Origin of the sequence: Pseudomonas sp. LD120, assembly GCF_009861525.1 — a bacterium.
Taxonomy (GTDB): Bacteria; Pseudomonadota; Gammaproteobacteria; order Pseudomonadales; family Pseudomonadaceae; genus Aquipseudomonas.
This window is the reverse complement of record NZ_WVHL01000001.1, coordinates 564,567-587,204: the sequence shown is the minus strand read 5'-3', so window position 1 is coordinate 587,204 and position 22,638 is coordinate 564,567. Positions and strand designations below refer to the sequence as shown.

Annotated in this window: 30 protein-coding genes; 10 read left to right on the top strand and 20 right to left on the bottom strand. The window is 62.6% G+C overall.

The features are described from left to right. The first annotated feature begins 69 nt into the window (after positions 1-69). A complete protein-coding gene (gene rpoH / locus PLD_RS02820; RefSeq protein ID WP_159889608.1) occupies positions 70-924 on the top strand; it encodes an RNA polymerase sigma factor RpoH in 855 nt (284 codons plus the stop codon). A 129-nt stretch (positions 925-1,053) separates the two neighbouring features. Here rpoH and mtgA read toward each other — a convergent pair whose 3' ends face one another. Beyond that, positions 1,054-1,776, bottom strand: coding sequence for a monofunctional biosynthetic peptidoglycan transglycosylase (gene mtgA / locus PLD_RS02815; RefSeq protein WP_159889606.1), 723 nt, complete (start codon positions 1,774-1,776; stop codon positions 1,054-1,056). 74 nt (positions 1,777-1,850) lie between these two features. Between mtgA and PLD_RS02810 the strand changes: the two genes are divergently transcribed. The 4 genes from PLD_RS02810 to trmB all read left to right on the top strand — a co-directional run bounded on the left by PLD_RS02810 (position 1,851) and on the right by trmB (position 4,188). Next, on the top strand, positions 1,851-2,231 hold the full coding sequence (locus tag PLD_RS02810) for a DUF423 domain-containing protein (protein WP_159889604.1): 381 nt from the start codon (positions 1,851-1,853) through the stop codon (positions 2,229-2,231). Between the two features lie 71 nt (positions 2,232-2,302). Beyond that, on the top strand, positions 2,303-2,503 hold the full coding sequence (gene thiS / locus PLD_RS02805) for a sulfur carrier protein ThiS (protein ID WP_178116105.1): 201 nt from the start codon (positions 2,303-2,305) through the stop codon (positions 2,501-2,503). Positions 2,504-2,658: 155 nt separating this feature from the next. Beyond that, on the top strand, positions 2,659-3,453 hold the full coding sequence (locus PLD_RS02800; RefSeq protein WP_011064024.1) for a thiazole synthase: 795 nt from the start codon (positions 2,659-2,661) through the stop codon (positions 3,451-3,453). A gap of 9 nt (positions 3,454-3,462) precedes the next feature. Further along, on the top strand, positions 3,463-4,188 hold the full coding sequence (gene trmB / locus PLD_RS02795; RefSeq protein WP_159889600.1) for a tRNA (guanosine(46)-N7)-methyltransferase TrmB: 726 nt from the start codon (positions 3,463-3,465) through the stop codon (positions 4,186-4,188). Between the two features lie 78 nt (positions 4,189-4,266). Here the strand turns inward: trmB and PLD_RS02790 are convergent, their stop codons facing one another. The 11 genes from PLD_RS02790 to PLD_RS02740 form a co-directional block, all read right to left on the bottom strand. After that, complete coding sequence (locus PLD_RS02790) at positions 4,267-4,815, bottom strand: RNA 2'-phosphotransferase (protein WP_159889598.1); 549 nt, start codon at positions 4,813-4,815, stop codon at positions 4,267-4,269. 105 nt (positions 4,816-4,920) lie between these two features. Then, positions 4,921-5,244 (bottom strand): DUF3392 domain-containing protein, encoded by a 324-nt coding sequence (locus PLD_RS02785; protein WP_159889596.1) that lies wholly within the window; start codon positions 5,242-5,244, stop codon positions 4,921-4,923. Between the two features lie 9 nt (positions 5,245-5,253). Continuing rightward, positions 5,254-6,456 (bottom strand): radical SAM family heme chaperone HemW, encoded by a 1,203-nt coding sequence (hemW, locus tag PLD_RS02780; RefSeq protein WP_159889594.1) that lies wholly within the window; start codon positions 6,454-6,456, stop codon positions 5,254-5,256. Continuing rightward, positions 6,453-7,049 carry an RdgB/HAM1 family non-canonical purine NTP pyrophosphatase gene (gene rdgB / locus PLD_RS02775; protein WP_178116111.1) on the bottom strand — a complete coding sequence of 199 codons (597 nt, stop codon included), beginning with the start codon at positions 7,047-7,049 and terminating at the stop codon, positions 6,453-6,455. Before rdgB ends, hemW begins: the two co-directional genes overlap by 4 nt. Further along, complete coding sequence (locus PLD_RS02770) at positions 7,046-7,480, bottom strand: DUF4426 domain-containing protein (protein WP_159889590.1); 435 nt, start codon at positions 7,478-7,480, stop codon at positions 7,046-7,048. Before PLD_RS02770 ends, rdgB begins: the two co-directional genes overlap by 4 nt. A 26-nt stretch (positions 7,481-7,506) precedes the next feature. After that, positions 7,507-8,127 carry a methionine biosynthesis protein MetW gene (gene metW / locus PLD_RS02765; protein WP_159889588.1) on the bottom strand — a complete coding sequence of 207 codons (621 nt, stop codon included), beginning with the start codon at positions 8,125-8,127 and terminating at the stop codon, positions 7,507-7,509. Between the two features lie 7 nt (positions 8,128-8,134). Continuing rightward, a complete protein-coding gene (locus tag PLD_RS02760; protein WP_159889586.1) occupies positions 8,135-9,274 on the bottom strand; it encodes a homoserine O-acetyltransferase in 1,140 nt (379 codons plus the stop codon). Between the two features lie 209 nt (positions 9,275-9,483). After that, entirely contained in the window at positions 9,484-9,774 is a 291-nt protein-coding gene (locus PLD_RS02755; protein ID WP_159889584.1) for a DUF167 domain-containing protein, read from the bottom strand. Between the two features lie 16 nt (positions 9,775-9,790). Continuing rightward, a complete protein-coding gene (locus PLD_RS02750; RefSeq protein ID WP_159889583.1) occupies positions 9,791-10,381 on the bottom strand; it encodes a YggT family protein in 591 nt (196 codons plus the stop codon). A 10-nt stretch (positions 10,382-10,391) separates the two neighbouring features. Next, entirely contained in the window at positions 10,392-11,210 is an 819-nt protein-coding gene (gene proC / locus PLD_RS02745; protein WP_159889581.1) for a pyrroline-5-carboxylate reductase, read from the bottom strand. Positions 11,211-11,244: 34 nt separating this feature from the next. Then, on the bottom strand, positions 11,245-11,943 hold the full coding sequence (locus PLD_RS02740; protein ID WP_159889579.1) for a YggS family pyridoxal phosphate-dependent enzyme: 699 nt from the start codon (positions 11,941-11,943) through the stop codon (positions 11,245-11,247). Positions 11,944-12,145: 202 nt separating this feature from the next. Between PLD_RS02740 and PLD_RS02735 the strand changes: the two genes are divergently transcribed. Continuing rightward, complete coding sequence (locus PLD_RS02735) at positions 12,146-13,180, top strand: type IV pilus twitching motility protein PilT (RefSeq protein WP_159889577.1); 1,035 nt, start codon at positions 12,146-12,148, stop codon at positions 13,178-13,180. Positions 13,181-13,254: 74 nt separating this feature from the next. Here the strand turns inward: PLD_RS02735 and PLD_RS02730 are convergent, their stop codons facing one another. Beyond that, positions 13,255-13,878 carry a C40 family peptidase gene (locus tag PLD_RS02730; protein ID WP_159889575.1) on the bottom strand — a complete coding sequence of 208 codons (624 nt, stop codon included), beginning with the start codon at positions 13,876-13,878 and terminating at the stop codon, positions 13,255-13,257. A 251-nt stretch (positions 13,879-14,129) separates the two neighbouring features. On the opposite strand from PLD_RS02730, the gene PLD_RS02725 reads away from it, so the two are divergent. Further along, positions 14,130-14,549, top strand: coding sequence for an NINE protein (locus PLD_RS02725; RefSeq protein WP_159889573.1), 420 nt, complete (start codon positions 14,130-14,132; stop codon positions 14,547-14,549). A gap of 127 nt (positions 14,550-14,676) precedes the next feature. Here the strand turns inward: PLD_RS02725 and PLD_RS02720 are convergent, their stop codons facing one another. From PLD_RS02720 to gshB, 7 genes are all read right to left on the bottom strand, one after another. Further along, a complete protein-coding gene (locus PLD_RS02720; RefSeq protein WP_159889571.1) occupies positions 14,677-15,948 on the bottom strand; it encodes a dihydroorotase in 1,272 nt (423 codons plus the stop codon). Continuing rightward, positions 15,945-16,949 (bottom strand): aspartate carbamoyltransferase catalytic subunit, encoded by a 1,005-nt coding sequence (locus tag PLD_RS02715; RefSeq protein WP_159889569.1) that lies wholly within the window; start codon positions 16,947-16,949, stop codon positions 15,945-15,947. The genes PLD_RS02720 and PLD_RS02715 overlap by 4 nt, the downstream gene beginning before the upstream one ends. Positions 16,950-16,974: 25 nt before the next feature. Beyond that, positions 16,975-17,481 (bottom strand): bifunctional pyr operon transcriptional regulator/uracil phosphoribosyltransferase PyrR, encoded by a 507-nt coding sequence (gene pyrR, locus PLD_RS02710; RefSeq protein ID WP_060841533.1) that lies wholly within the window; start codon positions 17,479-17,481, stop codon positions 16,975-16,977. Between the two features lie 257 nt (positions 17,482-17,738). Next, positions 17,739-18,176, bottom strand: a complete 438-nt coding sequence (gene ruvX / locus PLD_RS02705) for a Holliday junction resolvase RuvX (RefSeq protein WP_159889567.1) — start codon at positions 18,174-18,176, stop codon at positions 17,739-17,741. Next, positions 18,176-18,745, bottom strand: a complete 570-nt coding sequence (locus tag PLD_RS02700; protein WP_159889565.1) for a YqgE/AlgH family protein — start codon at positions 18,743-18,745, stop codon at positions 18,176-18,178. Before PLD_RS02700 ends, ruvX begins: the two co-directional genes overlap by 1 nt. 142 nt (positions 18,746-18,887) lie before the next feature. Continuing rightward, entirely contained in the window at positions 18,888-19,787 is a 900-nt protein-coding gene (locus PLD_RS02695; RefSeq protein WP_159889563.1) for an energy transducer TonB, read from the bottom strand. 129 nt (positions 19,788-19,916) lie between these two features. After that, on the bottom strand, positions 19,917-20,888 hold the full coding sequence (gene gshB / locus PLD_RS02690) for a glutathione synthase (protein ID WP_159889561.1): 972 nt from the start codon (positions 20,886-20,888) through the stop codon (positions 19,917-19,919). A 243-nt stretch (positions 20,889-21,131) separates the two neighbouring features. Here gshB and pilG point away from each other — a divergent pair, with 243 nt between their 5' ends. From pilG to PLD_RS02675, 3 genes are read left to right on the top strand one after another with little or no spacing between them, the layout of a single operon-like run. Beyond that, entirely contained in the window at positions 21,132-21,536 is a 405-nt protein-coding gene (gene pilG / locus PLD_RS02685) for a twitching motility response regulator PilG (protein WP_159889559.1), read from the top strand. Between the two features lie 57 nt (positions 21,537-21,593). After that, positions 21,594-21,959: a twitching motility response regulator PilH gene (pilH, locus tag PLD_RS02680; protein WP_011064000.1), complete on the top strand. Its 366-nt coding sequence runs from the start codon at positions 21,594-21,596 to the stop codon at positions 21,957-21,959. An 11-nt stretch (positions 21,960-21,970) separates the two neighbouring features. Beyond that, positions 21,971-22,510 (top strand): chemotaxis protein CheW, encoded by a 540-nt coding sequence (locus tag PLD_RS02675; RefSeq protein WP_159889557.1) that lies wholly within the window; start codon positions 21,971-21,973, stop codon positions 22,508-22,510. The last annotated feature ends 128 nt before the right edge of the window (positions 22,511-22,638 follow it).

The window sequence follows — 22,638 nt, the reverse complement described above, 5'->3', positions numbered from 1 at the left end:
TTTTGTGGTTCCCGGTCAATTTTTGCAGTGCCTAATGGCACGAGTTATGTGAGTCGGAGGTTTTTTCGTATGACCACTTCTTTGCAACCTGCTTACGCATTGGTTCCAGGCGCAAACCTGGAAGCGTATGTGCACACGGTAAACAGCATTCCATTGCTGACGCCCGAGCAGGAGCGTGAACTGGCCGAGAGTCTCTACTATGAGCAGGATCTTGAGGCGGCTCGGCAGATGGTGCTCGCCCACCTGCGTTTTGTTGTACATATCGCCCGCAGCTATTCCGGCTACGGGTTGGCCCAGGCCGACCTGATCCAGGAAGGCAACGTGGGTCTGATGAAGGCCGTGAAGCGCTTCAATCCTGAGATGGGCGTACGTCTGGTGTCCTTTGCGGTGCACTGGATCAAGGCGGAAATTCACGAGTTCATTCTGCGTAACTGGCGGATTGTCAAAGTCGCGACCACTAAGGCCCAGCGCAAACTGTTCTTCAATCTGCGCAGTCAGAAAAAGCGTCTGGCTTGGCTGAACAACGAGGAAGTCCATCGCGTTGCCGAAAGTCTGGGCGTCGAGCCCCGTGAAGTGCGGGAGATGGAAAGCCGCCTGACTGGCCAGGACATGGCCTTCGATCCGGCTGCCGAAGCGGATGACGACAGTGCGTTCCAGTCGCCAGCCAACTACCTGGAAGACCATCGCTACGACCCGGCGCGGCAATTGGAAGATGCCGATTGGAGCGACAACTCCACCAGCAATCTGCACGAAGCGCTGGAAGTGCTGGATGAGCGCAGCCGTGACATCCTCTACCAGCGTTGGCTGGCGGAAGAAAAAGCCACGCTGCACGACCTGGCACAGAAGTACAACGTTTCGGCCGAGCGAATTCGCCAGCTGGAAAAAAGCGCGATGAACAAGTTGAAACTGTCCATCGCCGCTTAAGCATCACAGGCCATGCAAACAAAAACGCCCCGATCATCTCGGGGCGTTTTTGTTTGCGTGGCCGCTGATCCCCGGCCCACCATCCATCTCCAAAACGCTCAAGAAGAGCGGGGGGCAAAGGGCCCCGCTTTACTCCGCCCAAGGCGTTTTGCGGGACGCGTCCAGACGGTTCAGGTAATCAGATCCGCCCAACTGGCTCATCTGTCGCCGAATCCAGCCTGCGCGCTGCAACACATAAGTGCTGGGCCGGGCGGCGCTCCATACCCTGGGGTTGGGCAGGACGGCGGCCAGGAGGCTGGCCTGTTGGCGGGACAGCTGGGCGGCGCTAACGCCAAAGTGGTGGCGCGCAGCCGCTTCGGCGCCGAATACCCCTTCGTCCCATTCAGCGCTGTTGAGATAGACCTCAAGAATGCGCTGCTTGGACCAGAATATTTCGATCAGGGCGGTGAACCAGGCTTCCAGGCCCTTGCGCAGGTAGCTGCGGCCGGACCACAGGAACAGGTTTTTCGAGACTTGCTGGCTCAAGGTGCTGGCGCCGCGGATCGAACCGCCGCGTTCGTTGTGGGCCAGGGCGGCCTGGATGGCGTCGATGTCGAACCCCCAGTGTTCGGGGAATTTCTGATCTTCGCCGGCTATCACCGCCACTTTGAGGTTGTCGGAGATTTCGCCCCAAGGTTTCCAGGTGCGTTGCAGGTCGATAGGGTCGTTATCGACCCAGGATTCGATCTTGCGCTCCACCATCAGGGCGGTGCCCGGTGGCGGTACGACGCGAAACAGCAGCACCAGCAGCACGCTGCCGACGACGAACCACATCAAGGCTTTTACAAGGCGACGAAACAGATAACGCAGCATAGAGATGGCTTGGCCGAACCCGTTGAGCGCGCCATTATACAGACCCTTTGCGCTGAATCTGACTGGAGTTCCTCATGTTGCGTGGCTTCCTGATGCTGGCCGCTTTCTTCGGTTTCACCGGGGTCGCTCTCGGCGCTTTCGCCGCCCACGGTCTGAAGAACCGCTTGAGTACCGAATACCTGGCTATTTTTCATACAGGGGTCACTTATCAGTTGGTGCACACTTTGGCCCTGTTCGGCGTCGCCTTGCTGGTGGCCCATATTCCGGGGCGGCTGGTGACCTGGGCCGGTGCGGCCTTCGCCCTGGGCATCCTGTTGTTCTCCGGCAGCCTGTATCTGCTGACCCTGAGCGGCATCAGCAAGCTGGGCATCATCACCCCGTTCGGCGGTTTGGCGTTCCTGGTTGGCTGGCTGTTGCTGGGTCTTGCCGCCTGGCGCCTGCAAGGGGCCGGCTGACGCTTGTAGCTGACCTTTAGGTCACGATCGGGCTAGAATGCTGGCCCCTAAAAATGATGGCGGCCTTGAGCATGCGCATTCAGTTGAACGGTGAATCCTTTGAACTGCCCGACGGCTCGACCGTTGCGGCCCTGCTGACCCGTCTGGACCTGAGCGGACGGCGGATCGCGGTGGAGCTCAACCTGGATATCGTTCCGCGCAGCCAGCACGCCGAGACCGCTCTCAACGAGGGCGATCAGGTGGAAGTCGTCCACGCCATCGGCGGCGGCTAGCCACTGGGTGCAATCGCGCCGCCATTGATCTGCGCCCCGGCCCGGCTCCGGGCCTCTCCCATGGAAGAAACGTTCGCCGGTCCCGGATGAGGGCTCCAGGGCCCCGGGCCTGATACAGAATTCTGCAAGAACCTCACCCCAACAGAGGATTTCCGATGAGCAACGTTCGTAGTGACAAGCCTTTCGTCCTGGCCGGTCGGACCTACCAATCGCGTTTGCTGGTAGGCACCGGCAAGTACCGCGACATGGAAGAAACCCGTTTGGCTATCGAAGCCTCGGGTGCCGAGATCGTCACCGTCGCCGTGCGCCGGACCAATATCGGCCAGAACCCTGGCGAACCGAACCTGCTGGATATCCTGCCGCCGGATCGCTACACCATCCTGCCCAACACCGCCGGTTGCTATGACGCGGTGGAAGCGGTGCGCACTTGCCGCCTGGCCCGTGAGCTGCTGGATGGCCACAACCTGGTAAAGCTGGAAGTCCTGGCTGACCAGAAGACCTTGTTCCCCAACGTGCTGGAAACCCTCAAGGCCGCCGAAGTGCTGGTCAAGGAAGGGTTCGACGTGATGGTCTACACCAGCGACGACCCGATCATCGCTCGCCAGTTGGCGGAAATGGGTTGCATCGCGGTCATGCCGCTGGCCGGCCTGATCGGCACCGGGCTGGGGATCTGCAACCCGTACAACCTGCAGATCATCCTCGAAGAAGCCAAGGTGCCGGTGCTGGTGGATGCCGGTGTCGGCACCGCTTCCGATGCCACCATTGCCATGGAACTGGGCTGTGAAGCGGTGCTGATGAATTCGGCCATCGCCCACGCGCAGCAGCCGGTCATGATGGCCGAAGCCATGAAACACGCGATTGTCGCGGGCCGTCTGGCGTACCTCGCCGGTCGCATGCCGAAGAAACTCTATGCCAGCGCCTCCTCGCCGCTGGATGGTCTGATCAAGTAAGAGCCATTGATGACTGAATCAAACGACACGCCAATCCAGCCGGACGCCGGCGACGAGCGCCAACACCGGCGCATCAAGAGTTTCGTGATGCGCGCCGGGCGCATGACCGAAGGCCAGCAGCGCGGCCTGGATCAGGGCGCGCCGCTGTACGTGCTGCCCCTGGCTGACGCTCCGGTGGATTACGACCAGGTGTTCGGCCGCTCGGCGCCGCGCTCTTTGGAAATCGGCTTCGGCATGGGCCACTCGCTGCTGGAAATGGCCGCGGCGGCCCCGGAGCAGGACTTCATCGGCGTGGAAGTTCACCGTCCGGGTGTCGGCGCGCTGCTCAACGGCGTGCTGACCCAGGGCTTGACCAACCTGCGGGTCTACGATTGCGACGCGATTGAAGTGCTCAACCGCTGCATCGCCGACAACAGCCTGGACCGCCTGATGCTGTTTTTCCCCGATCCGTGGCACAAGAGCCGGCACCACAAGCGCCGTATCGTCCAGGCCTCCTTCGCCGAACTGGTGCGCAGCAAGTTGAAGGTTGGCGGCATTCTGCACATGGCCACCGACTGGGAGCCTTATGCCGAATACATGCTGGAAGTGATGAACGTCGCCCCGGGTTATCGCAACCTGGCCGAAGACGGCAAGTGCGTGCCGCGCCCGGCTGAACGCCCGATCACCAAGTTCGAGCGTCGTGGCGAGCGCCTGGGTCATGGCGTGTGGGATTTGAAGTTCGAAAAACTCGACTGAGCCAGCGGACTCGCTGTTGTAGGCGCTGGCTTGCCAGCGAAGAGCCTCTCAGGGGGAGCTTCGCCAGCCAGCTGGCTCCTACAGGGCTCGGATGAAATCGACCGGCACCTGGTCGGTCAGCCACACCCCATTCTCTGCCTGATAGAACCTGAAGCCCTGGGTCTGCATGGCTTGGGCGTCGATCTGCAGGATCACCACCTGGCCATAACGCTGGCCCACGGTCCGGGCGGTGTCGATTTCCCGGGACAGGTGCACGTGATGCCGTGAGCCGGGGATCAGCCCCTTTTCATTGATCGAATCCATGAAGCGCGTGGCGGTGCCGTGGTAGAGGATGGCGGGTGGCTGTCGGGCCTCCAGCTGCAAGTGCACGGCTTTGTTGGAATGCCCCTGGACGGCGCGGATGCGCTGGCCGTCGGCGGACAGGGCAAAGCGCTTCTTGTCGTTGCCTTCGATGACCCGCTCCAGCAGTTCCCGACTCAGTTGCCGGCCGCTCTTGGCTGCGCCGCTGATCAGCGCGTCGACATCGCCCCAGCCTTCGCTGTCCAACTCAAGACCGATGGCCTGTGGTTCGTGGCGCAGCACGTAGCTGAGGAACTTGCTGGTGTCGTCGATGATTTTCTTGCTCATGTTCTTCCTTGATAACGGCGGCGGCCGTTGGATGGCGTTCGCCGGTAAGCCGGCTCCTGCCAGGGTGCCGTAGGAGCCGGCTTACCGGCGAAGGGCTCCGGCGAATCAGCGACGGTCGGCGACCACGCCAATCAACACCAGCACCACCAGCAGCACCGGTGCCAGGCTGTAGTTGTTGAACTGGCTCAGGCCGCGAACGATCCAGGGCGTGGCATAGATCAGTGCCAGACCGCTGCCGACCATGCACAGCAGGGCCATCAGCGGAACGCGCAGGGCACCGGCAATACCGCCCAGGCGTTGCTCGACCCAGCCCTTGATGTCCGCGCCAAACAGCACCAGCAGGCAGCCCACCAGCGACAGGGCGATTTCCGAAAGGTTGCTGCGACTCCAGCGAGACACGGTGGCAAGCAGATCGAGTACCAGATCCATGTGATTTCCTTAGATCAGAAAGTATTGCAGCAGGTCATTGAGGAAGAGTTGGCCACGAGCGGTGGCCGCCAGGCGTGAGGGTTCGACTTGCAATAAGCCGCTTTGTTCGGCCTGGCGCCGACCTTCGGCGAGGCTGGCCAGATCCAGCCCGGTGCGCTGGGCGAACAGCGCCGCGTCGACGCCATCGGTGAGGCGCAGGGCGTTCATCAGGAACTCGAACGGCAGTTCTTCGTTGGCCAGGGTCTTCTCGCCGGCTTTGAAGGGCTTGGCCGGGTTCAGGTAGTCCTTGGGCAGGCGGGTCTTCCAGGTGCGCTGGATGCGCCCGTCCGGGTGGCTGAGCTTGCCGTGGGCGCCCGCGCCGATGCCGATGAAGTCGCCGAAGCTCCAGTAGTTCAGGTTGTGCCGCGCTGCACGGCCAGGCTGGGCGTAGGCCGAGACTTCGTACTGGGCGTAGCCATGCTCGGCCAGCAGTGCCTGGCCGGCCTCCTGGATATCCCACAAGGTGTCGTCTTCGGGCAGCACTGGCGGCTGATTCCAGAACACCGTGTTGGGTTCCAGGGTCAACTGATACCAGGACAGGTGAGTCGGCTTCATCGCAATGGCCTGGCGCAGGTCGCTCAGGGCATCGTCCAGGGACTGATCCGGCAAGCCGTGCATCAGGTCCAGGTTGAAGTTGTCGAACCCGGCCTGACGCGCCATGCCGGCGGCGCGTACTGCTTCATCGCCGTTGTGGATGCGGCCCAGGGCCTTGAGCTTCTGTTCCTGGAAGCTCTGGATGCCGATGGACAGACGGTTGATTCCCAGGGCGCGGTAGGCGGTGAACTTCTCCTGCTCGAAGGTCCCGGGATTGGCCTCCAGGGTGATTTCGATATCACCGGCGAAGGCGATGCGCTGTTCTACGCCCTTGAGCAGCCGGCCCAGGGCCTGGGCGCTGAACAGGCTCGGGGTGCCGCCGCCGAAGAAGATCGAGCTCAGCTTGCGGCCATGTGCCGCGTGCAGATCCAGGTCGAGGTCGGCCAGCAGGGCGTCGACGTATTCTTCTTCCGGCAGCGTCGGGCTGGCGGCGTGGGAGTTGAAATCGCAATAGGGGCATTTGCGTACACACCACGGAATGTGGATGTACAGCGCCAGGGGGGGCAACTGGGGCAGCGCCGCCCGAGGCGTTGGCGCGCCGCCGAGAATCAGCGGCGACGCGGAGGGGGCGTGGCTCATTGCAGGCCCAGGCGTTGGCGCAGAATGGCCATGGCGCGGGCGCGGTGGCTGAGCTGGTTTTTCTCCACTGGGCCCAGTTCGGCGCTGGAGCAGTCGCGCTCCGGCACCCAGAACAGCGGGTCGTAGCCGAAGCCGTGTTCGCCGCTGGGTGCGGTGAGGATGCGCCCGTGCCACAGGCCTTCACAAAGGATTGGCAGTGGATCGTCGGCGTGCCGCACCAGTGCCAGGACGCAGACGAACTGCGCGCCGCGCTGAGCTTCGGGCACGTCTTTCAGGGCGTCCAGCAACTTGGCGTTGTTCGCCGCGTCGCCCTGGCCGTCGGCATAGCGCGCCGAGTAGATGCCCGGCGCGCCGCGGAGATAGTCCACCGCCAGGCCGGAGTCGTCCGCCAGGGCCGGCAAGCCGGAAATGCGCGCGGCATTGCGTGCCTTGAGGATGGCGTTTTCGACGAACGACAGGCCGGTTTCTTCCGGCTCGACACTGCTGAATTCGCCGATCGAGCGCAATTGCACCGAGGTGCCGAGCATGGCCTGGAGTTCTTTGAGTTTGCCGGCGTTGTGGCTGGCCAGTACGAGTTGCGTAAGGTTCATTATTCGCCCGGGAATAGCTCTTGGTTAAAGCTGAAACTGTGGGTGTTACCGCCCGTTTGCACATTGATCGTGAAGGTGCGGTTCTCTTGCTGTTCGACCGGGAACTGGGCGATGTAGTAAATCGCGCCCTGTTCGTTGATCTGGCGGAATTTCAGCGTCAGGCTTTTGCTGGTCAGGTCCTTGATGGTTCCGGTGACTTGAGCGACCAACGGTTTGCCATCTTTGATCAGCGAGACGTTGATCACGCCCTGGTTCTTGCTACGGATCAATTCCGCCGCCTTGGCGATGTCAGGCTGCAGGTAGGTGGAGTTGAAGGTGTTGTAGTGCACGGTGATGTCGCCAAAGACTTCCCGGCGCTCGCCCTTGATCGGGTCCGCTGCCAGGGCGCTGAAGCTCAGGCAGGTGACCAACAGCAATGTAATCAGACGTCCCATGATGCTTCTCCTCGATGCTACGTGGTTTATACCGCGACCTTGTGATCTTGCAGCCCGGGGCTGCTGACGCGGTAGATGCCTATTTCTCCTAAGAGATTAGGCCATAGCTTACTGGCCCACCCGTGGCGGTGTTGTTGATCGACGGCAAGGCGGTTGATCACCTGGGCTTGCCGCTCGCGGCACAGTTCCTCGAAGTCCTCGAAGGTGCAGAAGTGGATGTTCGGCGTGTTGTACCAGGTGTACGGAAGGAATTCCGAGACCGGCATCCGGCCCTTGCTGGCCAGGTACCAGCGGCAGCGCCAGTGGCCGAAGTTGGGGAAGGTGATGATGCACTGGCGGCCGACCCGGAGCATTTCGTCGAGGATCTTGTCCGGGTAGTGCACGGCCTGCAGGGCCTGGGTCATGACCACGATATCGAAGCTGTTGCTGGCAAAGTTGCCCAGGCCCTTGTCCAGGTCCTGCTCGATCACGTTGATGCCCTTGGCCACGCACTCGGCAATGTTGTCCGGGTCGTTTTCCAGGCCGTAGCCGGTGACTTGCTTGTGCTCTTGCAACCAGCTCAGCAGCTCACCGTTGCCGCAGCCCAGGTCGAGGACGCGGCTGCCGGCGGGGATCCATTCCTGGATGATTTCCAGATCGGCTCTCATCGTGTCCTCATAGCGCTATGCGGTTCATGTAGTGACTAAAAGCCTGCAGATAACGGGGGATCGGGATCAGAAAGGCGTCATGCCCCTGTGGCGCGTCGATCTCCAGATAGCAGACGTCCTTGCGCGCGGCCATCAGCGCGTCCACCAGCTCCCGGGAACGGGCCGGGGAGAAGCGCCAGTCGGTGGTGAAGGACATCACGCAGAACTTGGCGCTGGCGTTGGCGAAGGTCTTGGCCAGGTCGTCGCCGAAGTTCGCCGCCGGGTCGAAGTAATCCAGGGCCTTGGTCATCAGCAGGTAGGTGTTGGCGTCGAACCGCCCAGAGAACTCCTCGCCCTGATAGCGCAGGTAGCTCTCCACCTGGAACTCGACGCTGTGGAAGTCGTAGTTGAGCTTCTCGCTCTTAAGACCTCGGCCGAATTTTTCGCCCATGGAGTCATCGGACAGGTAGGTGATATGGCCCACCATGCGTGCCAGCATCAGCCCGCGCTTGGGGATCACCCCATGTTCCTGGAACGAGCCGCCGTGGAATTCCGGGTCGGTAAGGATTGCCTGGCGCGCCACCTCGTTGAAGGCAATGTTCTGCGCCGAGAGCTTGGGCGCCGAAGCAATGGCCAGGCAGTGCCGCACTCGATCCGGGTAGGTGATGGTCCATTGCAGGGCCTGCATGCCGCCGAGGCTGCCGCCGATTACCGCGGCCCATTGATCAATGCCCAGACGATCGGCCAGGCGCGCCTGGCTATGGACCCAGTCTTCTACGGTCAATACCGGGAAGTCGGCCCCGAAGGGCTTGCCGTTTTCCGGATTGAGGCTGCTGGGGCCGGTGGAGCCGTTGCAACCGCCGAGGTTGTTGAGGCTGACCACGAAGAACTTATTGGTATCGATCGGCTTGCCGGGGCCGATACAGCTGTCCCACCAACCGGGCTTGCGATCATCGGGGCTATGGTAGCCAGCGGCGTGATGGTGGCCGGACAGGGCGTGGCAGATCAGTACCGCGTTGCTGGCATTGGCGTTGAGCTGACCATAGGTTTCATAGATCAGGTCATAGGCTGGCAACGCACGCCCGCAGGCCAGGGCCAGGGGTTCGCTGAAATGGGCAATGTGCGGTGTGACCAGACCAACAGAATCGGGGGGAAAGGCAGTTGGCATCGACCCTGCTCTCATTCAAATGAGGCGTAAGTCTAAAGACCACTGCCCGCAGCGGCAAGCAAAGCCCGGGGCTTATTCTCCCGGGATTCATGAGCAGGCTTGTAGCGGCTGTCGCAGGCCGTATTGACTGTGCAGAAGACGTCCGGTCGAGCCTTGCGCAAGGCTCGGCGCAGCGTCTTGCAGGCCGCGGCGGTGGCCGTGTACAGCCCTTATGGGCGGGCCAGCCCCGGAAGATCCGGCAGTTTCTTCGGCGCTAGCAGGCGCACCCGTTTTTGCCGGTTCAACTCGCCACTGACCAGGCTGACGTTGCTTTTGGGGATGCCGAAGGCCTTGGCCAGGAACGCCATCAGGTGCGCGTTGGCCTTGCCTTCGACAGGCGGCGCGGTGAGGCGGATCTTCAGCCGATCCCCATGCAGGCCAGCGAACTCGTCGCTGCTGGCCTTGGGTTGCAGGTGGCAATCGAGAAGCAGATCCTCACCGTCCCAGCGGAAATAGCTCATTCAGGCTGCCCGTCGGTCAGATCAGCAGACGCAGGATGTCCGGCATCATGGTCATGGCCGCCAGGTTGTTGATCACCAGCATGTCCAGCAGCTTGAGCACCATGAAGGCCAGGATCGGCGAGATGTCCAGACCGCCCATGCTCGGCAGGATGCGGCGAAACGGCGCGAGGGCCGGCTCGCAGATCTGGTTCACCAGTTCCGCGCCCGGGTTGTGGCTGCCCGGCGCGACCCAGGACAGGATCACACTGATGATCAGGGCGAAGAAGAAGATTTTCAGGAACAGCGCGGTCACGCCAATGATCGACCAGATCAGCAGTTGCAGCGGGTTGCCGGTGGTGCCATAGGTCAGCAGCAGGGTCAGGGCCATCAATGCCAACTGCACCAGAATCGCCAGGATCAGCGAGGACATGTCCAGGCCTCCGATGCTGGGAATGATCCGGCGCATCGGCTTGAGCAGCGGCTGGGTGGCTCGCACGATGAACTGGCACAGCGGGTTGTAGAAGTTGGCGCGAACCAGTTGCAGGATGAAACGCATCAGCACGATCAGCAGGTACAGGCTGCCCAGGGTTTGCAGCACGTACACCGCGGCGGTGTTCAATCCAATCATCATTGGCTCCTTATTGGCCCAGTTGTTCGGCCATCTCGGCCGAGCGGTGCGCGGCGGCACCCAGTGCTTTTTCCACCAGGGCTTCAAAGCCGCTGGTCTGGAACGATTTGATCGCAGCTTCGGTGGTGCCGGCCGGTGAGGTCACGCGGCGGCGCAGCTCGGCGGCGTCGACGTCGCTGGACACGGCCATGTGAGCGGCCCCCAGGGCGGTCTGCAGGGTCAGTTGGGCGGCAGTTTCCCGGGGCAGGCCGAGTTTTTCGCCGGCGGCGGTCATGGCTTCGATCAGCAGGAAGAAATACGCCGGACCGCTACCGGACACTGCGGTTACGGCGTCCAACTGCTGCTCTTGATCCAGCCACAGGGCGAGGCCCACCGCAGACAGCAGTTCCTCGGCCTGATGGCGCTGTTCAGTGCTGACCTGGGCGGTGGCGTACAGGCCGCTGACGCCCTGGCGCAGCAGCGCCGGGGTGTTGGGCATGCAGCGCACGATCGGTTGGTCGCCGAGCCAGTGGTTCATGCTGGAGCAGGTGATGCCGGCAGCGATGGACACCACCAGTTGCTGGGGTTGCAGGCTTGGGCGCAGCGCTTGGCACACGGCTTTCATGGCCTGGGGCTTGACCGCCAGGACGATCACGTCGACACCGGCGATGGCTTCGGCGTTATCGGCGAACACTTGAATGCCGTGTTCGGCGGCCACTTTGGCCCGGGTTTCGGCTCCGGGGTCACTGGCGCGAATCTGCGCAGCCTCAAGGCCTTTGGCCCGCAGGCCGCCGATGAGACTGGCCGCCATGTTGCCGGCACCGATAAAGGCGATACGAGTCGTGTTCATGACAGGTCCTTATGAGAGGTCGGGGTCAGTCGCATCAGGACTGACTGTAGTCGCGGGCACCAAACAGCGCGGTCCCGATCCGCACCCAGGTGGCGCCCTGGGCGATGGCTGCTTCGAGGTCGTGGCTCATGCCCATGGAAAGGGTGTCCAGGGGGAGCTTGAGGTTGTCGCGCAGGTGGTTGTTCAAGGTTTGCACCGCAGCAAAGGCGGCGTTCTGAGCGGCCCGGTCTTCAGTGGGTTCGGGAATCGCCATCAGTCCGCGCAGGCGCAGGCGCGGTAAGGCGCTGATGGCACTGGCCAGGGCTGGCAAGTCCGTCGGGGAGCAACCGGACTTGCTGGCTTCGCCACTGACATTGACCTGGATACAGATGTTCAGCGGCGCCAGCCCGGCGGGGCGTTGCTCGGACAGGCGTTGTGCGATTTTCAAGCGATCCACGGAATGCACCCAGTCAAAGTGCTCGGCAATAGCGCGAGTCTTGTTCGACTGAATGGGGCCGATGAAGTGCCAACTCAAGGGCAGATCGAGCAGTTCCTGCTGTTTGCTCAGGGCTTCTTGCAGGTAGTTCTCGCCGAAATCACAGAGTCCGGCCGCATGGGCTTCACGTAGGGCGGTAGCGGGCTTGGTCTTGCTCACGGCGAGCAGTCGGACGCTGCGTTCGTCACGCTGTACGGCCTGGCAGGCGCCGCGTATGCGCTCGGCTACTTGGGCAATGTTGTCTGCTATCGTGGACATTCGATTTCGTCTCAAAGTACCGGCGACCGTGAGCCTGTGACCTGGGCCGTCAGCCGCCGCGTGAATCCACCAGACCCTAATCGTCGACCGGCCCGGGCATCGCTCTAGGGGCGCGTCGGGTATTGCCCGGCATCAGGCAATTGAATCTGCCAGGGCGGGCGGGTCTGAAGCTCGCGGCATTCTACTGGAATTGGGGGGCACTATGGATATCCGCGAACTCTTGGTCTTGAGCGTCTCTCGGGGCGCTTCCGACCTGCATCTGTCTGCCGGGCTGGCGCCGATGTTGCGTATTGACGGTGATATTCTTCCGCTCGCGGTCCCGGCCCTGGACGCGTCGCAGGTGCTGGCCTTGATTCACAGCCTGATGAGCGAGCCGCAGCGGCAAGCCTTCGCCAGCCATCAGGACCTCGACTTCGCTTACGAGCTGCCGGAACTGGCTAGGTTCCGGGTCAATGCCTTCCAGCACGCCCGGGGTGCTGGTGCGGTGCTGCGCTTGATCCCCTCGCGGGTGCAAAGTCTGGAAGAGTTGGGGTTGGGGGATGTGTTTCGGCAGATTACCGAGGCCCCCCGGGGGTTGGTGCTGGTGACCGGGCCCACCGGCAGCGGTAAGTCCACCACCCTGGCAGCGATGATCGACCACCTGAACCAGCACCGGCAGCAGCACATTCTGACCATCGAAGACCCCATCGAATTTGTTCATCCACACAAGCGTTGCCTGGTCCATCAGCGCGAAGTGCCGCGCGACACCCACAGCTTCGCCACGGCCTTGCGCGCAGCCCTGCGGGAAGACCCGGATGTGATTCTGCTGGGTGAACTGCGAGACCTGGAAACCATTCGCCTGGCCCTGACTGCCGCAGAAACCGGGCATCTGGTGTTGGCCACGCTGCACACGTCGTCGGCGGCCAAGAGCATTGACCGGCTGGTGGACGTGTTTCCGGGTGAGGAGAAAGCCTTGGTGCGCTCAATGCTGGCCGAATCGCTGCAGGCGGTGATCGCTCAAGTGTTGTTGAAGAAAAAGGGGGGTGGCCGAGTGGCGGCCCACGAGATCATGTTGGGCACTGTGGCGATCCGCAACCTGATCCGCGAGGACAAGGTGGCGCAGATGTATTCGGCGATCCAGACCGGTGGCGCGCAGGGCATGCGGACCTTGGACATGAGTCTCAAGGTGTTGCTGGGGCAAGGGGTGATCAGTCGCGAGCAGGCTCGGGAGCAGGCGCGGATGCCGGAGAGCTTTTGATGGGGCTGGCAATGCATTCGCCGGCAAGCCGACTCCTACACAACCTGGAGCTGGCTTGCCGGCGAATCGGGGTGTTAGCGCTGCACGACCCGCAGAGGGGCATGTTCCTTGGGCAGGACCCGCTTGGCAACCACGTAGTGGCTTTGCCAGTAGGGTTTTTTCAGCGTGTCGATGGTCACCGACTTGCCGCGCCGTGGGGCGTGGATGAAGCGGCCCTCGCCCAGGTAGATGGCGACGTGGTTGACCTTGCGGCTCTTGATGTTGAAGAACAGCAGGTCGCCCGGTTTCAGGTCCTTGCGATCGACCTTCTGCCCGTGGCCGCGGGCCATGGCGTTGGAGGTGCGTGGCAGGTCCACGGAGGCGATGTCATTGAAGGCATAACGCACCAGCCCGCTGCAGTCGAAACCTTTGCTTGGGCTGCTGCCGCCCCAGCGATAAGGTGTGCCGAGAACATTGACCGCACGGCTAAGGACCTTGGTGCTCGGGCGGCCAGGGTTGCTCTCCACCCGTTGGCTGTCGGCCTTGCTCAGGCGGGTAGAGTGTTTGATCGAAGTCTTGTGCGTGGCGGAGGCTGTCGAAACATGGTGTTTCGGAGTGTAGCCATTCACATTGGGAAGTCGTTGCTCACGGTTGGTGGCGTGGGCGGCCAGTGGCATCAATAGGCAAATGGTTAGCCATGTCTTGAAAAATGGACGCATTAGGCAAGGCTCTTATTTGGTTAGCGCGCAACTTTATAACAGCTTTCAGGTCGCTTCCGAGTCCGTTTGTCGATTGAACCTTGGGGTCAATTTCGGCAAAGAGGTGGCAAATTGACGCAGAACGTCGTCAGAAGTCAGGCAGTACAAGGCTTTGGCGCGACAGAGAGTAACACCGGCTGCACATCGAATGCCTGTAAAAAAGTCACAAAAAAATTGAGAATATTTATCTATCACCTGCAAAGAGGCTCTTCATGAACACCTATCGTCAGGATGCATTTGCCCATGACACCCACAGCAAGGTGATCGGTTACCTGTTGTGGATTTTCGGCTTTACCGGTGCCCACCGCTTCTATTACGGCAAGCCGGTGACCGGGACCCTTTGGTTCTTCACCCTCGGTTTGCTGGGGATTGGCTGGTTGATCGACTTGTTCCTGATTCCGTCCATGGACCGGGAAGCAGACTTGCGTTTCACCTCGGGACCGCTGGAGTACAGCGTCGCCTGGATCCTTCTGACTTTTCTCGGGGTATTTGGCGTACACCGCATGTATCAAGGGAAATGGTTGAGCGGTGTGCTCTACCTGTTCACCGGCGGTCTGTTCTTTCTCGGAGTGCTGTACGACTTCTGGACCCTGAACGATCAGGTATCGCTGGAAAACGCCAAGCGCCGCTGATTCAGTCATCGGCGCAGGCGGTGATGGCGTTGCATGTAGCTGTTGCCGCAGGCCGCCATCAGGAGCGGCGGCTCCTTCGGAGCCGTTCGCAGACTGCGGCAGCGGCAACAGGGCGCCAGCCAGGCTATCAGCCCTGATAGCTGATATGCCCATCCACCAGGGTGTAGCGCACCGCGCCCGGCAGGCTATGGCCGAGGAACGGGCAGTTCTCACCCTTGGACAGCCAGCGCTCGCCGGCCACGGTGGAACTGGCCGGGTCGAACAGCACCAGGTCTGCCGCGCCCCCTTCCACCAGCTTGCCCGCCGGCAGGCGCAAAGCCTCGGCCGGGCCGGCGCTGAGGCGCGCCAGCAGGGTCGGCAGGTCCAGCAGGCCATCCTGAACCAGAGTCAGGGCCAGTGGCAGTAACAGCTCGACGCTGCTGATGCCGGGCTCGGTGGCGCCGAACGGTGCCAGCTTGGCGTCACGTTCATGGGGCTGGTGATGGCTGGAGATGGCTTGCACCACCCCGGACTTCACCGCCTGGCGCAGGGCGTCACGGTCGGCCCGCGAACGCAGTGGTGGCTGCACGTGATACAGGCTGGAGAAGTCGATCAGCGCCTCGTCGGTGAGGATCAACTGATACAGCGCCACGTCGGCGGTGACCGGCAGGCCGCGGGCCTGGGCCTGGGCAATCAGCTCAACGCCCCGGGCGCTGGTCAGCTGGCTGAAGTGGGCGCGCACGCCGCTTTGTTCCACCAGCAGCAGGTCCCGGGCCAGGGCCACGGTTTCCGCGCTTTCGGGAATCCCCGGCAAACCGAGGAAACTGGCGGTAGCGCCTTCATGGGCCAGGCCGCCTTCGGCCAGGTCGCGATCCTGGGAGTGGAAGATCACCGTCAGGTCGAAGGTGGCGGCGTATTCCAGGGCGCGGCACAGGGTGCGGGTGCTGCGGAAACCGTCCAGGCCGTTGCCGAAGGCCACGCAGCCGGCGTCACGCAACGCGATCAGCTCCGCCAACTGCTCGCCCTCCAGGCCCTTGCTCAAGGCGCCGATGGGGAACACCTTGCTGTGGCCGGCTTCCCGGGCACGGTCGAGGATCAGCTCGGCCACCGCTGAGGTATCCAGTACTGGCTTGGTCCGTGGTGGGCAGCACAGGCTGGTGACGCCACCGGCCGCGGCGGCGCGGGTTTCGCTGGCGATGCTGCCCTTGCGGCTGTAGCCCGGCTCGCGCAGGGCCACGCTCAGGTCCACCAGGCCGGGCGCGGCCACCAGGCCTTTGGCGTCGATGAGGGTGACGGCATTGAAACCGCCCGGAGCGGCGCCGATGGCGACCATCTTGCCGGCTTCCAGGTGCAGATCAGTGATTTGATCCAGGCCGCTGCTTGGATCGATGACGCGGGCGCCGAGAATGCTGAGCTTCACTGGGCGTTCTCCTGCTCGAATTGTCGCTGGGCGGTCTGCCCGCTCATGGCCATGGACAGCACGGCCATGCGCACTGCAATGCCGTAGGTCACCTGGTTGAGGATCACCGAGTGCGGACCGTCGGCCACCGCCGATTCGATCTCCACGCCACGGTTGATCGGGCCCGGGTGCATGACGATGGCGTCGGGCTTGGCCCCGGCCAGGCGTGCGGTGGTCAGGCCGAACAGGCGGTAGAACTCGCCTTCGCTGGGCAGCAGACCGCCCTGCATGCGCTCACGTTGCAGGCGCAGCATGATCACCACATCCACGTCCTTCAGGCCTTCGGTCATGTCGGTGTAGACCTTGACCCCGTATTGCTCGATGCCGATGGGCAGCAGGGTTTTCGGTGCGATCACGCGAATGTCCGGGCAGCCGAGGGCTTTCAGCGCCAGCATGTTCGAGCGTGCTACCCGCGAGTGCAGGATGTCGCCGACGATGGCCACCGAGAGGTTCTCGAAGCCGCCCTTGTGCCGGCGGATGGTCAGCATGTCGAGCATGCCCTGGGTCGGGTGGGCGTGACGGCCGTCGCCGCCGTTGATGATCGCCACTTGCGGGCACACGTGTTCGGCGATGAAGTGCGCGGCGCCGGAGTCGCCGTGGCGCACCACGAACATGTCGGCGGCCATGGCTTCCAGGTTGCGCAGGGTGTCCAGCAGGGTTTCACCCTTGCTCGCCGAGGAGGTCGAGACATTCAGGGTGATCACGTCCGCCGACAGCCGCTGGGCCGCCAGTTCGAAGGTGGTGCGGGTGCGGGTGGAGTTTTCGAAGAACACGTTGCACACGGTCTTGCCGCGCAGCAGCGGGACTTTCTTCACTGCCCGGGCGCCGACTTCGAGGAAGGAGTCGGCGGTGTCGAGGATTTCTGTCAGCAGCTCGCGGTTCAGGCCGTCGAGGGACAGGAAATGGCGCAGCTGGCCCTGATCGTTGAGCTGCAGCGGGCGCTTGGCGTCTAGAGGCGTCATCGCAATGGACTCTTAAAAGGGCGAGTTAGAGGGCGAGGTCTTGGAGCTCGAGTTGAAGCGGCGCAGGACCGGACAATTTTACCCGCTCGTGGGCCGCCAGCGACAGGGTCGCGCCCACCACATTCGGGCGGATCGGCAGCTCGGCGGCATTTAGGTCCAGCAGGCAGACCAGGGTCACGCTGGCCGGACGGCCATAGTCGAACAGCTCGTTGAGGGCGGCGCGGATGGTCCGGCCGCTCATCAGCACGTCGTCGATCAGCACCAGGTGCTGGCCTTCGATCTCGAACGGCAGTTCCGAAGGGCGAACTTGTGGGTGCAGGCCGTTCTGGCTGAAGTCGTCGCGGTAGAAGGACACGTCCAGAGTGCCCAGGGGCGCGTCGCTGCCCAGGGCTTCCAGCAGGGCCTGGGCCACCCACACGCCACCGGTACGGATACCGATGAAGCGCGGCTCGCTGATGGCGCGCTGGGCCAGGTGGGCGTTGAGATCAGTGGCCATCTGGCTGATCAGGGCGGCGGGATTGGGCAGGCTCATGGTGGCTCCTTCGTGGGCTCGCGCCTGCTGCCGGGCAGCAGGCGCGTGGACTTAGAACCTGTTTACGATCGGCTGCGCTTAGCTCATGCGGCGTTAAAAATGGCTTAAAAATGCTCATTTAGCTGCCTAAACTCCGCGTTCTCAGCCATTTTCGCCTGGCCTGAGCATCGCTCGCTAAATCGTTAACAGGTTCTTACGGCTGGTGTTGGGCCAGGAGGCGCGCAGCCCGGGGCCGCGCATCTTCAGGATTCGGGATCTCAGGTATTCAACAGCGTGGCGTTTTCGTCGAGCCAGCCCTGCAGCAGCAGGGCCGCGGCGATGGCGTCTACTGGGTTGTCGCGGTAACTGCCTTTCTGCCCGCCCCGGGCCAGGCGTTCGCCCTTGGCCTCGAAGGTGGTCAGGCGTTCATCGTGGGTATAGAAGGGCACATTGAAGCGGCCGTTCAGGCGCCGCGCGAACTTCTCGGCGCGCGCGCACATGTCGCTGGGGCTGCCGTCCATGTTCAGGGGCAGGCCCACCACCACGGCGTCAGGTTTCCATTCCTCGATCAGCGCTTGCACCTGATTCCAGTCCGGTACGCCGTTCTGGGCCTTGAGGGTGCACAGCTCCCGGGCCTGGCCGGTGATGGCCTGGCCCACGGCGACGCCGATCTGCTTGGTGCCGTAGTCGAAGCCGAGGATCAGTCGCAGGGCCATCAGGCGTGGCCTGCCTGGCTGGTGAGCAGGCTGAGGTTGACCCCCAGGTGCCGGGCGGCGGCTTCCAGGCGCAATTCGCTGCTGGTGTTGAACAGGATGTCGGCGTCGAAGGGGCAGGTCAGCCAGGCGTTGTCCGCCAATTCGGCTTCCAGTTGCCCGGCTTCCCAGCCGGCGTAGCCCAGGGCGATCAGGCTTTTGGCCGGGCCCATGCCGTCGGCGATGGCAAACAGCACGTCCTGGGAGGTGGAGAGCGACAAGCCCTCAAGCTCCACCGTGGCCTGATAGACCGGGCCGCTGGGGTGCAAGACAAAGCCGCGATCGGTTTGTACCGGGCCGCCGCTGAAGATCGGCACATGCTGACACAGCAAGGGCGGCTCCTCGTCGGGGCGCAGTTGTTCGAGGATATCCGCCAGGTTCAGGTCCTGGGGCCGGTTGATCACCAGACCCATGGCGCCACTGGCGTTGTGCTCGACGATGTAGGTCAAGGTCTGCGCAAAGTTCGGGTCGGCCATATGGGGCATGGCGATCAGGAAGTGATGCTTGAGATAGCTTGGGCTGACATTTTTCATGAGCGCTAGTGTGGCGGTGGCGGAGGCGGCTGACAAGCGCCAGCCGGTGGGTGTTGGCCTGCCGGTGGGTGTGTCGGGTGAGGGGGCTCTTCGCCGGCCAGCCGGCTCCTGCGGGCGATGGGCTCTTGCCAGCGGGAGCGGGTTAATTGCTGGACAGTTTGTCGCCCCGGGCGAAGCGCCAGGTGCGGATGATTTCCAGGCGGTCGATGTCCGACAAATCACCGGTAAACGGTGCGAATGGGGCCGCCAAGCGCACGATGCGCTGGGCCGCCTGATCCAGCAGCGGCTGGCCGGAAGACTCCAACACCAGCACTTCATACAGGGAGCCGTCGCGGTTGATCGAGACCATCAGTCGCAAGTTGCCGTAGATCTGCTTGCGCCGGGCCTCTTCGGGGTAGTTGAGGTTGCCGATGCGCTCGACCTTTTTGCGCCACTCGTCCTTATACCAGGCGCCCTTGTCGCGCATGGTGGAGGCCGCGCTCAAGCGGTGGATGCGTGGGCGCTTGGCGTACAGTTGCCGTTCGTTGGCCAGTTCGGCTTCGAGGCTGGAAATCTCGCTGGACAGTTGTGCGCTGTCGAACCTTGGGGGAGCGGTCTTGGGCGTGGAATCCTTCTTGACCTGTTCGCGCTGGGTCACGGTTTTTTTCGGCTTCGGCGCGATGGTGGCCACGGCGGCCTTGGGTTTGGTTTCCTTGACCTCGGGCTTGACCGACGGGGGGGGCACGACCTTTTTCACTGAGTTGTCTTGGAACGGCGCCACTTCAGTGGTTTTCGGGATGGCCTTTTTGTTCAGGGTGCCGCTGCCTTGCTGGTTTTCCTGGGCGAGGAAGTCGGCCTTTTTCGGCGTGGTCTCGCTCTTAAAGGTGGCCAGGGTGATTTCCAGGGTCTTGCTGATGGCCTTGGGCTCGGCCACGGAGAAGCCCAGGCCGAGGATCAGGGCCAGGTGCAGGAGCGCCGCCAGGAACAGGGTAAACCCCAGGCGATCGGCTGGGCGCACGCCGCCATGGGCAAACTCGGGGGGCAAGTCGGACGGGAGGCTCATCGGCGTTTCGACATCACAGGAGGCATCACAAAACCAACATCACGGTTTCACAGGCGGCGCATGATAGCGCAATGTTGGTTTCAAGCCTTGAGTGTCAAACGTCAAGCGACAAGCTGCAGATGACGCAGATCAAGCTTGCGGCTTGTTGCTGGCGGCTTGCAGCTTGCTTTCGATGGCATCCATCAGCATTACGCCAATGCGAGTGCCAAACGCGTTGTCGATTTCGCGGATGCAGGTTGGGCTGGTGACATTGATTTCCGTCAGGTGTTCGCCGATCACATCGAGGCCGACAAACAGCAAGCCCTTGGCCCGCAGGGTCGGGCCGACCTGGGCGGCGATCCAGCGGTCCTTGTCGCTCAGTGGACGAGCTTCGCCACGACCACCGGCGGCCAGGTTGCCGCGGGTTTCGCCGGCGGCGGGGATGCGCGCCAGGCAGTAATCCACCGGTTCGCCGTCGATCATCAGGATGCGCTTGTCGCCGTCCTTGATCGCCGGCAGGTAGGCCTGGGCCATGATTTGCTGGCTGCCGAGCACGGTCAGGGTTTCCAGGATCACCGACAGGTTCGGGTCGCCGGTGCGGTGACGGAAGATCGAGGTGCCGCCCATGCCATCTAGCGGCTTGAGGATCACGTCGCCATGCTCGGCGGCGAATTCGCGCAATACATCGGCGCGCCGGCTGACCACGGTCGGCGGGGTGCACTGCGGGAACAGGGTGGCGAACAGCTTTTCATTGCAGTCGCGCAGGCTCTGGGGCTTGTTGACCACCAGCACGCCGGCGCTTTCGGCCTGTTCCAGCAGGTAGGTGGAGTAGACGAACTCCATGTCGAACGGCGGGTCCTTGCGCATCAGGATCACGTCCAGATCGCTCAGCGGGCAGTCGATCTCGGCGTCCAGCTCGAACCACTTCTGCGGGTTGGCGAACACCTGCAACGGACGCATGCGTGCCCGGGCGACGCCAGCGCCCTGGTACAGATCGCGCTGCTCCATATAAAAGAGGGTCCAACCGCGCTCCTGGGCGGCCAGCAGCATGGCCAGCGAGCTGTCCTTCTTGTAGGAGATGCTGGCGATAGGGTCCATGACAATCCCGACGCGAACGCTCATGGGGGGCTTCCTTCAAAAAGTTGGTGGGCGCAAGGCTAAGCAAGGCGAAAAAGTGGCGTCAGAGTGGCGCTGAGAGGGGCTTGGGTCAAGGAAAAACCACTGCCTGGCGTGGTCCATGGATTGCAGGGGGAGAGTGTGCTAAAAAGGCTCGCACGCCGGGCCGAGGCCTTGAACTTAAAGGCTTTGCGCTGTTGGCCGGCAGTACCGGACTAATTCATTGGCTGGGGCGATGGTAGAGCAGATATGGAACAGCATTCCAAGGCCTTGAAGGTGATGGTGATCGACGACTCGAAGACGATTCGCCGCACGGCCGAAATGCTGTTGAGGAACGTTGGCTGTGAGGTCATCACCGCCGTGGATGGTTTCGAAGCCCTGGCCAAAATCGTCGATCATCATCCCGGCATCATCTTCGTCGACATCATGATGCCGCGGCTCGACGGCTATCAGACCTGTGCGCTGGTGAAGAACCACAGCGCGTTCAAGTCCATTCCAGTGATTATGCTGTCCTCCAAGGATGGGCTGTTCGACAAGGCCAAGGGGCGCATCGTTGGCTCCGACCAGTTTTTGACCAAGCCCTTCAGCAAGGAAGAACTGCTGAGCACCATCAAGGCCCATGTCCCGGACTTTGTCGCGCTCACGCCACAGTAGACAAGCACAGCGGTGTCCGGACAGCGGGCCGCACGCCTATATCGTATGGGGAAGACCATGGCTCGTATTCTGATCGTCGATGACTCGCCGACTGAAATGTACAAACTCACCGGCATGCTGGAAAAGCACGGCCATGAAGTGCTCAAGGCCGAGAACGGTGCCGACGGCGTGGCCCTGGCCCGGGAAGAAAAACCCGACGCGGTGCTGATGGACATCGTCATGCCCGGCCTCAACGGTTTCCAGGCCACTCGCCAGTTGACCAAGGATGCCGAGACCAGTCATATCCCGGTGATCATCATCACCACCAAGGATCAGGAGACCGACAAGGTCTGGGGCACCCGCCAGGGCGCCAAGGACTACCTGACCAAGCCGGTGGACGAAGAAACCCTGATCAAGACCCTGAACAACGTCCTGGCTGGTTGATTGTCCACGCCATGAGCGAGTCCCAGACCGCCTTCGAGCTGCTGTTGGAGATTGACCAGCGCTGTCGCCTGCTGGCGGCCGACCTGCCGTCCCAGGAAACCCGCCAGCACCGTTGGAGTGGCATCGGCTTCCGCCTGGGTGAGCATTGGTACGTGGCCGCCATGGGCGAGATCAGCGAGGTGTTGCACGAGCCGCGCTACACCTTGTTGCCCGGGGTCAAACCCTGGGTCAAGGGCGTGGCTAACCTGCGCGGGCGGTTGCTGCCAATCATGGACCTGTGTGCGTTCTTCGGGCATGAGCTGTCGCCGTTGCGTAAACAGCGGCGGGTGCTGGTGGTGGAATACAAGGAACTGTTCGCCGGTCTGCTGGTGGATGAGGTGGTGGGTTTGCAGCATTTTGACCAGGACCGCCTGGAACCCGGTGTGACCGATGTCGCCGCTGCCGCGATCAATCCTTACCTGCAGGGACAGTTTCGCCGCGACCAGCTCTGGCAGGTGTTCAGCCCTTTCGCCCTGGCCTGTTCGCCGGGGTTTCTGGAGGTGGCGGCGTGACGGATGCTGGGGGGCTGTGCAAGCCGTTTGCAATATCACAGGAAGCACGTGCCTTTCTGGACCAACCCATGCTGTCCGGGCGATGTGCGCGTCCCGGGTATTTGAACGCGGGACCGCCCGCTCGCCAC

What these genes read in the sequence shown, in the direction of transcription:
- pilH (WP_011064000.1), top strand. Translation starts at nt 21,594, where the DNA reads ATGGCTCGTATTCTGATCGTCGATGACTCGCCGACTGAAATGTACAAA.
- rpoH (WP_159889608.1), top strand. Translation starts at nt 70, where the DNA reads ATGACCACTTCTTTGCAACCTGCTTACGCATTGGTTCCAGGCGCAAAC.
- PLD_RS02725 (WP_159889573.1), top strand. Translation starts at nt 14,130, where the DNA reads ATGAACACCTATCGTCAGGATGCATTTGCCCATGACACCCACAGCAAG.
- proC (WP_159889581.1), bottom strand. Translation starts at nt 11,210, where the DNA reads ATGAACACGACTCGTATCGCCTTTATCGGTGCCGGCAACATGGCGGCC.
- PLD_RS02810 (WP_159889604.1), top strand. Translation starts at nt 1,851, where the DNA reads ATGTTGCGTGGCTTCCTGATGCTGGCCGCTTTCTTCGGTTTCACCGGG.
- PLD_RS02790 (WP_159889598.1), bottom strand. Translation starts at nt 4,815, where the DNA reads ATGAGCAAGAAAATCATCGACGACACCAGCAAGTTCCTCAGCTACGTG.
- PLD_RS02675 (WP_159889557.1), top strand. Translation starts at nt 21,971, where the DNA reads ATGAGCGAGTCCCAGACCGCCTTCGAGCTGCTGTTGGAGATTGACCAG.
- PLD_RS02750 (WP_159889583.1), bottom strand. Translation starts at nt 10,381, where the DNA reads ATGATTGGATTGAACACCGCCGCGGTGTACGTGCTGCAAACCCTGGGC.
- PLD_RS02715 (WP_159889569.1), bottom strand. Translation starts at nt 16,949, where the DNA reads ATGACGCCTCTAGACGCCAAGCGCCCGCTGCAGCTCAACGATCAGGGC.
- PLD_RS02735 (WP_159889577.1), top strand. Translation starts at nt 12,146, where the DNA reads ATGGATATCCGCGAACTCTTGGTCTTGAGCGTCTCTCGGGGCGCTTCC.
- pyrR (WP_060841533.1), bottom strand. Translation starts at nt 17,481, where the DNA reads ATGAGCCTGCCCAATCCCGCCGCCCTGATCAGCCAGATGGCCACTGAT.
- PLD_RS02730 (WP_159889575.1), bottom strand. Translation starts at nt 13,878, where the DNA reads ATGCGTCCATTTTTCAAGACATGGCTAACCATTTGCCTATTGATGCCA.
- thiS (WP_178116105.1), top strand. Translation starts at nt 2,303, where the DNA reads ATGCGCATTCAGTTGAACGGTGAATCCTTTGAACTGCCCGACGGCTCG.
- hemW (WP_159889594.1), bottom strand. Translation starts at nt 6,456, where the DNA reads ATGAGCCACGCCCCCTCCGCGTCGCCGCTGATTCTCGGCGGCGCGCCA.
- trmB (WP_159889600.1), top strand. Translation starts at nt 3,463, where the DNA reads ATGACTGAATCAAACGACACGCCAATCCAGCCGGACGCCGGCGACGAG.
- gshB (WP_159889561.1), bottom strand. Translation starts at nt 20,888, where the DNA reads ATGAGCGTTCGCGTCGGGATTGTCATGGACCCTATCGCCAGCATCTCC.
- PLD_RS02770 (WP_159889590.1), bottom strand. Translation starts at nt 7,480, where the DNA reads ATGGGACGTCTGATTACATTGCTGTTGGTCACCTGCCTGAGCTTCAGC.
- PLD_RS02785 (WP_159889596.1), bottom strand. Translation starts at nt 5,244, where the DNA reads ATGGATCTGGTACTCGATCTGCTTGCCACCGTGTCTCGCTGGAGTCGC.
- pilG (WP_159889559.1), top strand. Translation starts at nt 21,132, where the DNA reads ATGGAACAGCATTCCAAGGCCTTGAAGGTGATGGTGATCGACGACTCG.
- PLD_RS02695 (WP_159889563.1), bottom strand. Translation starts at nt 19,787, where the DNA reads ATGAGCCTCCCGTCCGACTTGCCCCCCGAGTTTGCCCATGGCGGCGTG.
- PLD_RS02760 (WP_159889586.1), bottom strand. Translation starts at nt 9,274, where the DNA reads ATGCCAACTGCCTTTCCCCCCGATTCTGTTGGTCTGGTCACACCGCAC.
- PLD_RS02800 (WP_011064024.1), top strand. Translation starts at nt 2,659, where the DNA reads ATGAGCAACGTTCGTAGTGACAAGCCTTTCGTCCTGGCCGGTCGGACC.
- PLD_RS02755 (WP_159889584.1), bottom strand. Translation starts at nt 9,774, where the DNA reads ATGAGCTATTTCCGCTGGGACGGTGAGGATCTGCTTCTCGATTGCCAC.
- ruvX (WP_159889567.1), bottom strand. Translation starts at nt 18,176, where the DNA reads ATGGCCCTGCGACTGATCCTCGGCTTCGACTACGGCACCAAGCAGATC.
- metW (WP_159889588.1), bottom strand. Translation starts at nt 8,127, where the DNA reads ATGAGAGCCGATCTGGAAATCATCCAGGAATGGATCCCCGCCGGCAGC.
- PLD_RS02700 (WP_159889565.1), bottom strand. Translation starts at nt 18,745, where the DNA reads ATGAAAAATGTCAGCCCAAGCTATCTCAAGCATCACTTCCTGATCGCC.
- mtgA (WP_159889606.1), bottom strand. Translation starts at nt 1,776, where the DNA reads ATGCTGCGTTATCTGTTTCGTCGCCTTGTAAAAGCCTTGATGTGGTTC.
- PLD_RS02740 (WP_159889579.1), bottom strand. Translation starts at nt 11,943, where the DNA reads ATGTCCACGATAGCAGACAACATTGCCCAAGTAGCCGAGCGCATACGC.